General features: G+C 44.6%; 14 protein-coding genes. 11 read left to right on the top strand and 3 right to left on the bottom strand.

What is annotated here, in order from left to right; all coding sequences use genetic code 11:
• Positions 1–10: 10 nt before the first annotated feature.
• Entirely contained in the window at positions 11–559 is a 549-nt protein-coding gene (locus tag FTT75_RS08310) for an NUDIX hydrolase (RefSeq protein ID WP_171255768.1), read from the bottom strand.
• A 123-nt stretch (positions 560–682) separates the two neighbouring features.
• On the opposite strand from FTT75_RS08310, the gene FTT75_RS08305 reads away from it, so the two are divergent.
• From FTT75_RS08305 to fghA, 7 genes are all read left to right on the top strand, one after another.
• Positions 683–1291 (top strand): CoA pyrophosphatase, encoded by a 609-nt coding sequence (locus FTT75_RS08305; protein WP_074384089.1) that lies wholly within the window; start codon positions 683–685, stop codon positions 1289–1291.
• A 24-nt stretch (positions 1292–1315) separates the two neighbouring features.
• On the top strand, positions 1316–1843 hold the full coding sequence (locus FTT75_RS08300; RefSeq protein WP_180186241.1) for a gamma carbonic anhydrase family protein: 528 nt from the start codon (positions 1316–1318) through the stop codon (positions 1841–1843).
• A gap of 136 nt (positions 1844–1979) precedes the next feature.
• Positions 1980–2645, top strand: coding sequence for a tRNA (adenosine(37)-N6)-threonylcarbamoyltransferase complex dimerization subunit type 1 TsaB (tsaB, locus tag FTT75_RS08295; RefSeq protein WP_074384091.1), 666 nt, complete (start codon positions 1980–1982; stop codon positions 2643–2645).
• A 16-nt stretch (positions 2646–2661) separates the two neighbouring features.
• Entirely contained in the window at positions 2662–3486 is an 825-nt protein-coding gene (locus FTT75_RS08290; protein ID WP_005095875.1) for an undecaprenyl-diphosphate phosphatase, read from the top strand.
• Positions 3480–4301, top strand: coding sequence for a class I SAM-dependent methyltransferase (locus FTT75_RS08285; RefSeq protein WP_074384092.1), 822 nt, complete (start codon positions 3480–3482; stop codon positions 4299–4301). Before FTT75_RS08290 ends, FTT75_RS08285 begins: the two co-directional genes overlap by 7 nt.
• Before the next feature lie 121 nt (positions 4302–4422).
• A complete protein-coding gene (locus FTT75_RS08280) occupies positions 4423–5805 on the top strand; it encodes a C13 family peptidase (protein ID WP_180186232.1) in 1383 nt (460 codons plus the stop codon).
• Positions 5806–5849: 44 nt separating this feature from the next.
• Positions 5850–6686 (top strand): S-formylglutathione hydrolase, encoded by an 837-nt coding sequence (gene fghA / locus FTT75_RS08275; RefSeq protein WP_180186231.1) that lies wholly within the window; start codon positions 5850–5852, stop codon positions 6684–6686.
• 62 nt (positions 6687–6748) lie between these two features.
• Here the strand turns inward: fghA and FTT75_RS08270 are convergent, their stop codons facing one another.
• The gene (locus FTT75_RS08270; protein ID WP_180186230.1) at positions 6749–7027 is read right to left on the bottom strand and encodes a DUF2218 domain-containing protein; all 279 of its coding nucleotides are present in this window, start codon (positions 7025–7027) and stop codon (positions 6749–6751) included.
• Positions 7028–7198: 171 nt separating this feature from the next.
• On the opposite strand from FTT75_RS08270, the gene rpe reads away from it, so the two are divergent.
• From rpe to FTT75_RS08250, 4 genes are all read left to right on the top strand, one after another.
• On the top strand, positions 7199–7885 hold the full coding sequence (gene rpe / locus FTT75_RS08265; RefSeq protein ID WP_005172476.1) for a ribulose-phosphate 3-epimerase: 687 nt from the start codon (positions 7199–7201) through the stop codon (positions 7883–7885).
• Between the two features lie 630 nt (positions 7886–8515).
• Positions 8516–8833 (top strand): quaternary ammonium compound efflux SMR transporter SugE, encoded by a 318-nt coding sequence (sugE, locus tag FTT75_RS08260; RefSeq protein WP_005095886.1) that lies wholly within the window; start codon positions 8516–8518, stop codon positions 8831–8833.
• A gap of 74 nt (positions 8834–8907) precedes the next feature.
• Positions 8908–9390, top strand: a complete 483-nt coding sequence (locus tag FTT75_RS08255) for a methylated-DNA--[protein]-cysteine S-methyltransferase (RefSeq protein WP_100328961.1) — start codon at positions 8908–8910, stop codon at positions 9388–9390.
• 33 nt (positions 9391–9423) lie between these two features.
• Entirely contained in the window at positions 9424–10086 is a 663-nt protein-coding gene (locus FTT75_RS08250) for a nuclease-related domain-containing protein (RefSeq protein ID WP_180186229.1), read from the top strand.
• 52 nt (positions 10087–10138) lie between these two features.
• Here the strand turns inward: FTT75_RS08250 and FTT75_RS08245 are convergent, their stop codons facing one another.
• A complete protein-coding gene (locus tag FTT75_RS08245) occupies positions 10139–11074 on the bottom strand; it encodes a tRNA-dihydrouridine synthase (RefSeq protein WP_180040329.1) in 936 nt (311 codons plus the stop codon).
• Between the last annotated feature and the right edge of the window lie 56 nt (positions 11075–11130).

Here is an 11130-nt window from a genome sequence, read left to right as displayed (position 1 = left end):
CATGTTAGATTTAACCCGTGTGGTCTAGACGCGTGCCTAAGGTTTCCAGATGCATTGGGAAAGTGTTGCTTTTACGATCTTCAAAATAATGTCTGAGGGTATGTTCTACACTCGGGAAGGCAAGTTCAGTCCAGGGAATATCTGCTTCATCAAATAAACGTGTTTCGATGGTCTCTTCACCCGCACCAAATTTTCCATCAATCAGATTGGCTTTAAATAGCACATAAATCTGACCAATACGCGGAATATTATACATACAGTAAAGCTTTTCAATGTCTACTTCAGCTTCGGCTTCTTCGCGGGTTTCCCGTGCAGCCCCTTGCTCCATGGTTTCAAACAGTTCCATATAGCCGGCAGGTAAAGTCCATAAGCCGTAGCGTGGTTCAATGGCACGACGGCAGAGCAGTACTTTGTTTTCGAATAAGACTAAAGCGCCACAAATCACTTTCGGATTAATGTAATGAATAGAGCCGCATGAATCACATACGCTGCGAATTTGCTGATCGCCCAAAGGAATTTTAGCAGTGGTTTTATGTCCACAATTCACACAGAAGTTCATATTCATCATCAATGATAAAAGTATGCTCAGGATAACTGAAAAAGCAAAATTTGGCATCATTTCTCTCCCGTCCTGACTAAAATCAGCTATGATGAAATTATGATCATCGTCAGGGCTCAAAGAATGGATGCATGTGAATTGACACAAAGGTTGCAGCAACGCTTACGTTTTTCCAAGCGTATCCGATCTGCGCATGCTGCCGTGTTGATTGCAATTACAGATGAAGCTGATCCCAAAGTATTGCTGACACGCCGTTCAGCTTATTTGAATAATCATGCCGGAGAAGTCTCATTTCCGGGTGGCAAGCGCGATCCACAAGATACCAGCAATATTGTCGTGGCTTTAAGAGAAGCCTATGAGGAAACGGCACTCAATCCTTTTGATGTACATTTAATGGGTGATTTACCCATGCAAAAAGCCCGCAATGGCATGCTGGTCAAACCGATTGTGGGACTGATTCCTCCGCAAGTGAAGCTGATTCCACAACCGACAGAAATTGACCGGATTTTCTTTGCTTCATTGCAGCATTTGCTTGAAGTGACACCCACGCCTTATGAAGTTCGCTTTGCCCAGCAATCTTTATATTTTCCGAGTATGCGGGTAGAAAATGAAGTGGTTTGGGGATTGACGGCACGTATGCTGATTTCTTTATTTCAATATGGGCTGGATTATAAAAAAGACTGGCCATTCCTGCTCAATTCTCCAGCCTTTAAACGCTCCAAATTTTTTTAATCATTGAACAGGATTTTATCAATGTTGTATAAATTTCAGGGACATATACCCACCGCTATACATCAGCCATGGGATGGCTGGGTAGCACCGACGGCAACGGTGATTGGACAGGTTGAACTTGGGCGACAAGTCAGTATCTGGTTCGGTGCCGTAGTACGTGCAGATAACAGTAAAATCAAATTGGGTGACTTTAGTAATGTGCAGGAAAATGCAGTACTGCATACGGATGCCGGCATCGAGATGAATATTGGCAATTATGTGACAATTGGGCATCAGGCCATGCTGCATGGTTGTACCATTGGCGATAATAGCCTGATCGGGATTCAGGCGGTCATTCTGAACCATGCGGTGATTGGCAAGAATTGTATTATTGGTGCCAATGCCCTGATTCCTGAAGGCAAGATCATTCCGGATAATTCGGTGGTGATGGGTTCACCGGGCAAAGTGGTAAAAACGCTGGATAAAGACAGTATTCAAAAGCTGAAAATGAGTGCCCTGCACTATGCCGGGCATTTTCAGAAATTTCAGGATCTGGAACAAGTTCAGCTTTAATACGATGTTCTAGAAAATCATGATAAGCCTAGAATTTTCTAGGCATTTTTGTATCTGTTTCGGGAAAATCTCGCGTAGCGGATATGAGTGGAGTATTATATCCGCGTTTTTTATATTCTCTGAATTAAGGTTGTGCATGAAAGTGCTGGCATTGGAGACTGCCAATGAGCAGTGTTCCGTCTCTGTGATCGATGATACTCAAGAACTATTTTTTCAGCTTGATGCGCGCGCCAAGGCACAAACGCAAACGATTCTCCCAATGATTGAACAAGGTCTGCAAGATCTTGGGCTGGCGATTGGTGATTTAACCGCGATTGCTTTTAGTCGTGGTCCGGGTTCTTTTAGCGGCGTGCGGATTAATGCCGCAGTCACGCAGGCGCTGGCCTGGTCAAATGATGTGCCGGTGATTCCGGTGTCGACTTTACAGGCCTTGGCGCAGGCAGCTTACCGTGTACATGGTCTGACTGAAGTTTCTGCCGTGTTAGATGCACGCATGAGCGAAGTTTATATCGCGAGCTATCAACTGGATGCAGAGGGGATCATGCAGCCGGTCGATGAAGAACAATTATTAAGTTATGCCGAAGGCAGTCAAGCTGTTCGGTTTACGCCGGTGGGCTCTGGTGCTGAGCTGGTACAAACTGAAGCTTCAATGTATAAAAATGTGCATGCGACCGCACAGGATATTGCCAGCATCGCACGTGCAGCAGCACACACAGAAAACTGGGTCAGTGCAGAATTGGCGCTGCCGGTGTATTTACGTGATAACGCGTGGAAAAAAATTCCTGAACAAGGCAAAGCATAATTAATTAGGATAAAGCATGGATCTTTTACTGCTACTCAAAGCGGCAATCATGGGTATTATCGAAGGTATTACCGAATTTTTGCCGATTTCCAGTACTGGCCATTTAATTTTGGCATCAGAATTAATGAATTTCTGGACCAAGGAAAAGAGTGATGTATTCGTCATTGCCATTCAAATGGGTGCCATTGCAGCGGTAATTTATGAATATTGGGCCCGTCTTTGGGGAGCAGCAACCGGAATTGTCAGCGGTGAGCCACAGGGTCGTCGCTTAGGCATTGGCCTGATTTTGGCCTCGATTCCAATTATATTGATTGGACTGACCTTGGGGCAAACGGTCAAACAGTTTCTGTTTAATGATATTGCCATTGCCATTGGTTTGATTGTGGGTGGCCTGATCATTATCTGGATTGAAAAACATCCGCCTCAAGTTCGTGCACATGAAGTTGAAGATCTCAGTATTAAAGATGCCATCTGGATTGGTCTGATTCAGGTCTTGTCCTTGATTCCGGGAACCTCTCGTTCAGGTGCGACCATTATCGGTGCGATGTTTTTAGGTGTATCACGTAAGGCCGCGACTGAATTTTCATTCTTTCTGGGTATTCCGGTCATTATTGGTGCCGGCCTGCTGGATCTTTATCAAAGTTATGATGTGCTAAATACTACTGAAGACTGGGCCGTGATCGGGGTCGGGCTTCTGGTTTCTTTTATTTCGGCACTGTTACTCATCCGCGCGCTGGTGGCTTATGTCGCTAAACGCGACTTTATGATCTTTGCCTGGTATCGTATTGCTTCGGGTCTGCTGATTTTATTATTTGCCTATACAGGTTGGAAATTATGGTAAGCGCGATTCGCTTATATGCCGAATCTGACGATCAACAGAAAGCACAGCACTTCGGGGCTGTGCTTTCTTCTCGTGGGGTGCAGGTCGAAATTGAAACGGTTGAAAAACTCAATGCACGTTTCTTTCGTCTGAATCCTGAACTGGCCTTATGTGTGGATGAGAATGGACTTTGGCTTTGTGCCCATGGCATGAAAATGCAACCGGACTGGCAAGCCGAGACCGGACGTTTAAAACGTGCATCTTTAAAATCTGAAATGATTGCACGTGCCTGTCATTTAGCCGAGAAACCGAGCTTGATCGATGCCACCGCGGGTCTGGGACATGACAGTTTATTGATGGCGCATTTAGGTGCCCAAGTCACGCTGGTCGAACGACATCCCATATTATTTACTTTACTTGAAGATACCCATACCCGTGCACAATCTGATGTATTTCTGAGTCAAGTCGTATCACGGATTCAACTGGTCTTTTCTGATTCAGCCGATTATCTGAAGCAGCAAGCCGAGCAGCATCGAACTGTAGATGTGGTCTATCTGGATCCGATGTTCCCGCAGCGGGATCAGAACCAGCAGGCGGTCAAGAAACAGGCGCAAGTCAAAAAACAGATGCAGCTCTTGCACATGCTTTTGCCTGAAGATGGCGAAATGGATCTGGGAGATAACCTGTTGGAATTGGCGCAAAAAATTGCCAAACGTGTGGTGGTCAAACGTCCACGTCTGGCGGTGTTTTTGGCAGAAAAAGAACCTCATCATCAATGGCAGGGTGATGCCTGCCGTTTTGATGCATATTTTCAGCATGAACTTGTGGCTGAATAAGATAATTGTTTCAATATTAAGCAAGGATTTGTTGTATATTTAACAATTGGCATTGATAAAACCGTTATCAAGCATAAACTTATTCAGCACCTTAGCGAGCCACTGATCTCCTTGAAATTCTATGATCGACTTTAAACCCTCCATTAATTTTTGGCACGATTTTAAGAGCAACCAAATTGCCGGGATGTGGTTATTTCTGGGATCTCGGCGTTCATTGCAACTGGTTCGTCCATCGATCATGCAATTGGTGTTCTGGGGGATTCTGGGTGGTTGTGCCAACAGCCTATTTAGCTGGCTCAGTTCAGGCCGTATGGGAGATTTTAACTCTCAAGGTCTGATTAGTTATGCACTTTGGCCTTTTATTGCGCTGATTGTGGGTATCTTTCTGTCGCAACGGATCAATAACCTGCGTTTGATGCTGGTGCCGGCATTGTTATGGCTGGTTTTAGATACTCATATCATGCTGTTCCAGTGCCTGATTCAATATCTGGGCGATCTGGACTATCTGCCTTATATCCTCTATGACTATATTCCGACCCTGTTTGTCATGTTATTTGTCTGGCAAAGTCTGGCTGTGGTCTGGGTAATTTCACGTGAATTAAAATGGCCGTGGTGGGAACGTGCGCTGATTATGCTGGCGACCTTGTTTACGCTGGTGGTCTGGCAAATTTCAGTCAAAGATCAACCGATCTGGAAAGTCGAAGAAATTCCACCGAGCTTTGCCGAAGATGCATTTTATGCGCAGCCAATTTTGCTGAACAAAGCCCTGGAAAATATCGAATACGGTGAATTTGCCCAATCGCACTGGTATTTTATGGGCGTGGCTGGCGCAAGTTATCAGGATGTATTTCATTCTGAAATTGAGAGGATTAAAGAGCAGTTTGATACCCGTTTTGGCACTTATGGCCGTTCTATTGCTTTGGTCAATCATCCGGCGACACGTACCACCATGCCGATTGCCTCCAAAACCAGTATGGAACTGGCATTGCGCCGTATGGGCCAGCAGATGAACCGTGAAAGTGATGTGTTATTTTTATATATGACCTCTCATGGTCTGCCAAATGTGTTTGAAATGGAAAATGCGCCGCTGGATTTGGCCCAGGTCGATCCAAAATGGTTACGTGAAACGCTGGATGCAGCAGGCATTCGCTGGCGTGTGATTGTGATCTCGGCCTGTTTTTCCGGCAGCTTTGCTTCGGCCCTGCAGAATGACAATACCCTGGTGATTACGGCTTCGGCCGCCGACCGTCAGTCTTTTGGCTGCTCCAATGAAGCGGATTATACCTATTTTGGCCGTGCATTCTTTGATGAAGCGATGCGTGAAAATAGCAGTCTGCAAGCCGCGTTCGAACAGGCCAAAGCGACCGTGGCAAAATGGGAGTCAGCACAAGGCTTTGAGCCTTCAGAGCCGCAATGGGTGATTGGCAAAAATATGCAATTGATGTTGCCACAGCTGGAACAACGTTTATTTCCGCAAACCAGTACGATGACACAATCACCTTAGATCAATGTCATCAGTAGATATGCTGCAATCATAAGGAATATGCCATGGAACTCGTACAGAACAATAGAAGCTTTGAAGGTGAACAGCGGATTTATCGCTTTGATTCGAAAGCACTGAAAACATCCACCAAATTTGGCATTTATCTGCCGCCTCAAGCCCTAGAAGGTCATAGCTGTCCGGCATTGTTTTATCTGGCAGGCTTGACCTGTACCGAGGAAACCTTTGCGATTAAGGCACATGCACAGCGTCTGGCAGCACAATTGGGCCTGATTTTAATCACACCGGATACATCGCCACGCGGTGAAGCTGTGGCAGAAGGCGATCACTGGGATATTGGTCAGGGAGCAGGTTTTTATATCAATGCTACCGAAGCGCCGTGGGCTGAACATTATCAGATGGAAAGCTTCATCGTCGATGAACTCTATGCGCTGGTCATTGAAGAGTTTGTGATTCAGCCGGGTAAGATTGGCATATTCGGTCACAGTATGGGCGGACATGGTGCATTAACTCTGGCTTTTAAATATCCAGAAAAATTTAGTTCAGTTTCGGCTTTTGCACCGATCTGTGCACCAAGCCAATGTCCTTGGGGAGACAAAGCTTTCTCGAATTATCTGGGTGAAAACCGTGAAGAATGGCTCAAGCATGATGCGACTGCACTGGTTAAAGAGAAAGGGGCCTTATTCGCTGACATCCTGATTGATCAGGGTTTTTCAGACCAGTTCTATAGCCAGCTGAATCCGGCGCTGTTCCAGCAGGCCTGTGATGCCGTGAACCAGTCGCTGACCTTGCGTGAACATCAGGGTTATGATCATGGCTATTACTTTATTCAAAGTTTTATGGATGACCATCTACAGTTTCATGCGGTACAGCTTCAGCCTTAAACTCAAAACTGCTGGCACAAAAAAGCCCTACTAGATATAAGATCATCAGGGCTTTTTATCGCTTATCTTTGCCAGTCGGCTGTTAAATCTTCCTGTCCCATGCGGATCAGATGATCCAGAACCACATTTTCCAGTTTATCGAAATCGGTAGATTCATCGCTACTTTGGATGGTCACCAGCAAGTGCTCAGTCAGAGGAATTAACATCAGCTCTGCACTCGGAAAATGAATCAGGAACTGCTGGTCTGTTTCTTCGATGGTAAACTTATGCTTCCAGTGATTGGCCAGGCGTTTGGCAAGGCGCTGCGCCTGTTGAGTCTGGATCTGGGCGGTACTTTGCATTCTTACTCCTCTAAACTTTTTATCCTTGTCAGGACTTTAAACCAAATTGAAAGGCATTCATAAGCCTTAAAGCGTTACACAGCGTTTTATTCTTGCAACATCAAGGTCACAGTAGCCGGACTGGATTTGTTATAATGAGAAAAATCCAATTTTAGCTAGCCAGGTTCTCCCATGTCCAAGCCATATTTAATTGCACCTTCAATTTTATCTGCCGATTTCGCCCGATTAGGTGAAGAAGTCGAGAACGTCTTGGCAGCAGGGGCAGATGTTGTTCATTTCGATGTGATGGATAATCATTATGTACCGAATCTGACTTTTGGTGCAGGCGTTTGTAAGGCATTGAAAAATTATGGGATCAAAGCCCCGATTGATGTGCATTTGATGGTGAAGCCGGTAGATCGTATGATCGGGGATTTCCTTGAAGCAGGCGCCGATATCATTACCTTCCATCCGGAAGCATCTGACCATATTGACCGTTCTTTACAGTTGATCAAATCGGGTGGTGCAAAAGCCGGTTTAGTCTTTAACCCGGCCACACCGCTGCATTATCTGGATTATGTATTAGATAAAGTAGATCAAATTCTGTTGATGAGTGTAAACCCGGGTTTTGGTGGACAGAAATTCATTCCGATGACTTTGGATAAACTGCGTCAGGCCCGTAAACTGATCGATGCTTCAGGGCGTGATATTCAGCTGGAAGTCGATGGCGGTGTTACCCCAAGCAATATTCGTGCAATTGCCGAAGCGGGGGCGGATATGTTTGTCGCTGGATCTGCTATTTTTGGCAAGCCGGATTATAAAGCTGTAATTGATGAAATGCGTGCAGAATTAGCCAAAGTCGGTCAGGTTCAACTCTAATCGCTAAAAAGTAGTATGCACATAAATATGTGGATAACTTTATGGATAAGTGTGTAGATATCCATGTGGGTAACCATATGGATATGTTGTGTAAAATGTAATCATTTGTAGCCAGATTGATTATGCCTTAGACGAAATTTGTATAAAAAGAGCTCAAATCTGGTTCTTTTTATACCTTACAACCCCTCTTGTTTAGGGGTCGTTTATTCATCACAGGTTCATAATCATGTTAAATAAAAAGTGATCAATAGGTCTTGAAATTGTATTTCATTGTGTAATCTCTTTGCTCGTTATTTAAATTTAATGGATGTGTATAACTTGATATGCTGCACTTATTTTTGTGAAATTGTTGTTGCTGAATTTGCCTGATCATAGGGGGCTATTTCTGAATGATCATTTTGAATATCTACCATAATAACAGCAGCGACAAATGTCTTGAAGATTTGAGTAAGATCAGGTTAAGTTGCATCTCTAAGAGTCATGTTTTGTAAAAATAATCAGGTGTGCGTAATCTGGTTTTATAAAATTTTTTATAGGTAGGAGGAACGACCTCCCTTGTCTATTTCATGCTGAAATGCACAGGAAAAATCGTCAGGACGGCCTGATTCTTAGATAAAAGAGGAGGGCTGCATGGCCTGGATTGCACTTATATTCGCAGGTGTTTTTGAAATCGTTTGGGCATATTCCATGAAATTGTCCGAAGGATTTACCCGATTAACGCCAAGTATCATCACCATTTTCTTTATGATTCTCAGCTTTGCCTTACTGGCCTATGCCATGCGTACTTTGCCATTAGGCACAGCTTACGTGATCTGGACCGGAATCGGGGCTGTGGGTTCATTTCTGATCGGGATTTTAGTTCTGGGTGAGCCGACATCGGCCATGCGTATGCTGGCTGCAGTATTGATTATTTCCGGTCTGGTGCTGATGAAAGTATCTTCTTCATAATTTGTTTCAGCCTATCTCGGTGAACTGAGTTAAAATAGAAAATAAACTCCGCTGATCCGGGACAGGGTGTAAGCATGAACTTAAGTTATCTCTATATGGATTCTCCAGTCGGTCAGTTACGACTGGTCGCGAATGACACCGCACTGGTAGCTGTGCTTTGGGATTGTGAACAGCCGAATCGGGTGAAACTGGCGACCTTGGTGGAAGATCTGCAGCATCCGCTATTGATTGAAACCAGACGCCAGCTTCAGGAGTATTTTGCTGGTCAGCGCAATGTTTTTGACTTGCCTTTGGACTTTGCCGGAACCGATTTTCAGAAAAAAGTCTGGCAGGCTCTGCTGAATATTCCTTATGGCCAGACCCGAAGCTATCGCGATATTGCCGAGCAGGTAGGTAATGTTAAAGCAGTGCGTGCCGTGGGTGCAGCCAACGGGAAAAACCCGATTTCGATTATTGCACCCTGTCACCGGGTGATTGGCAGCAGTGGTAAGCTGGTGGGCTTCGCCGGTGGTTTGGATAAAAAAGAAATTCTGTTAAATATTGAGCGAACGCATTAAGATCGAAGTCTTAAAATAAATGAAAATTAGAATATGGAACATTCTATATTACAGATATTAAGTCCGCTCTGGTTCAGTGTATGGTGGATTTTTCTGCTGTTCTTTGGCGTGATTGTTTTTAAATTATTTAAGCCATTTTTAAAAGGGAAATTAGGAGAATTTGCGGTTGCTGCCCATGTCAAACTGTATTTAAAAGACCCTGAATACATTCTGCTGAATGATTTGACCCTTCCAGATGGAGCAGGTGCCACCACACAAATCGATCATCTGCTATTAAGTCCTTATGGCATCTTTGTGATTGAAACCAAAAACTATAAGGGCTGGATTTTTGCAAGCGCGCGTCAGAAACAATGGACCCAGAAAATTTATAAAAACAGTTATACATTTCAAAATCCGATTCATCAAAACTATAAACACATCAAAGTTCTGGAACAATTACTGACTGATATTGTGGAGCCAGATCTTTTGCATTCCGTGATTGTATTTATGCCGGATGCGGTATTTAAAACACCAATGCCGAATGAGGTATTTCGCGGTGCAGCTTGGACCGATTATGTGAAAAGTTTTGATCAACAGATGATTTCTGAAACAAAATTAAAACGGATACAACTGCATTTAGAAAAACAGCTTTTAGAAAAATTCTGGAAAACCAATCGGAAACATGTAGAAAGCTTAAAACAGCATAAGCAGCCTTAAAATGATTTATAGAATCAAAAAAATCCTTTGAATCATTCAAAGGATTTTGCATTTACATAGTTGAAGCTTTCAGTTTTTCGGTAATCTCGGCAAGAACTTTAATCCGCTTTACTTCATCCCATAAGGCTTTGGCTTCAGGATAATGTTTCGACATCATGCCCAGCCATTGTTTGTAACGACCGACCATGCCAATTTCAGTTTTGGCGGGGCCATTGATAAAACGAATTTGCAGTTCCAGCAGTTCATTCCAGTTCATCAAAGGTGCATCCGAATTTTGGCGGATACATTGGGTCAGGTCGGGTGTGGTCACTGCACCACGGCCAATCATCAGGTCTTCGCAGCCAGATTCCAGACGGCACTGTTTGGCATCGGCATTGTTCCAGATTTCACCATTGGCAATCACATTAATTTTCAGTGCTTCACGAATCGGTTGTAGCTGGTCCCAAAATGCAGGCGGGGTATAGCCATCAGCTTTGGTGCGCGCATGCACCGTCACCCAAGACGCTCCTGCATCTTCAATAGCATGGGCATTGTCCAGCATAAAGTTGCGATCCATATAACCCAGACGCATTTTCGCAGACACCGGAATATGCGCCGGTACTGCATCCCGCACGGCTTTGACCAACTCATGCACCACTTCGGGTTCATCCAGTAAAACGGAACCGCCGCGATGACGGTTCACGGTTTTCGCAGGACAACCAAAATTCAGGTCGATTGCCGGTGCACCCATTGCGGCAACTTTGGCTGCATTTGCTGCCAGCATTTCCGGATTATTTCCCAGAAACTGCACATGTACCGGCGTACCCGCCGCCGTCTTGCCATCATTTAACAGTTCCGGGCAGTAACTGTGATAAACATGATCGGGCAGGATAGAGTCGGTGACACGGATAAACTCGGTCACGCACCAGTCAAAGCTACCTACGGATGTCAGCACATCACGCATAATCGGATCGGTTAAGCCTTCCATGGGAGCAAGCACAAGTTTCAACGGTGCACACCTGTAAATTTAAAACGGTGTTATACGTTTTTTTAGCCAGCCTGTCT

Source organism: Acinetobacter sp. YH01008, from assembly GCF_013420435.1.
Taxonomy (GTDB): Bacteria; Pseudomonadota; Gammaproteobacteria; order Pseudomonadales; family Moraxellaceae; genus Acinetobacter; species Acinetobacter pseudolwoffii.
Note: the sequence above shows the minus strand (reverse complement) of the source record. Positions and strands in the feature narration are given on the sequence as shown.

What these genes read in the sequence shown, in the direction of transcription:
- tsaB (WP_074384091.1), top strand. Translation starts at nt 1,980, where the DNA reads ATGAAAGTGCTGGCATTGGAGACTGCCAATGAGCAGTGTTCCGTCTCT.
- FTT75_RS08310 (WP_171255768.1), bottom strand. Translation starts at nt 559, where the DNA reads ATGAACTTCTGTGTGAATTGTGGACATAAAACCACTGCTAAAATTCCT.
- FTT75_RS08280 (WP_180186232.1), top strand. Translation starts at nt 4,423, where the DNA reads ATGATCGACTTTAAACCCTCCATTAATTTTTGGCACGATTTTAAGAGC.
- sugE (WP_005095886.1), top strand. Translation starts at nt 8,516, where the DNA reads ATGGCCTGGATTGCACTTATATTCGCAGGTGTTTTTGAAATCGTTTGG.
- fghA (WP_180186231.1), top strand. Translation starts at nt 5,850, where the DNA reads ATGGAACTCGTACAGAACAATAGAAGCTTTGAAGGTGAACAGCGGATT.
- FTT75_RS08290 (WP_005095875.1), top strand. Translation starts at nt 2,662, where the DNA reads ATGGATCTTTTACTGCTACTCAAAGCGGCAATCATGGGTATTATCGAA.
- FTT75_RS08255 (WP_100328961.1), top strand. Translation starts at nt 8,908, where the DNA reads ATGAACTTAAGTTATCTCTATATGGATTCTCCAGTCGGTCAGTTACGA.
- FTT75_RS08250 (WP_180186229.1), top strand. Translation starts at nt 9,424, where the DNA reads ATGGAACATTCTATATTACAGATATTAAGTCCGCTCTGGTTCAGTGTA.
- rpe (WP_005172476.1), top strand. Translation starts at nt 7,199, where the DNA reads ATGTCCAAGCCATATTTAATTGCACCTTCAATTTTATCTGCCGATTTC.
- FTT75_RS08270 (WP_180186230.1), bottom strand. Translation starts at nt 7,027, where the DNA reads ATGCAAAGTACCGCCCAGATCCAGACTCAACAGGCGCAGCGCCTTGCC.
- FTT75_RS08285 (WP_074384092.1), top strand. Translation starts at nt 3,480, where the DNA reads ATGGTAAGCGCGATTCGCTTATATGCCGAATCTGACGATCAACAGAAA.
- FTT75_RS08305 (WP_074384089.1), top strand. Translation starts at nt 683, where the DNA reads ATGGATGCATGTGAATTGACACAAAGGTTGCAGCAACGCTTACGTTTT.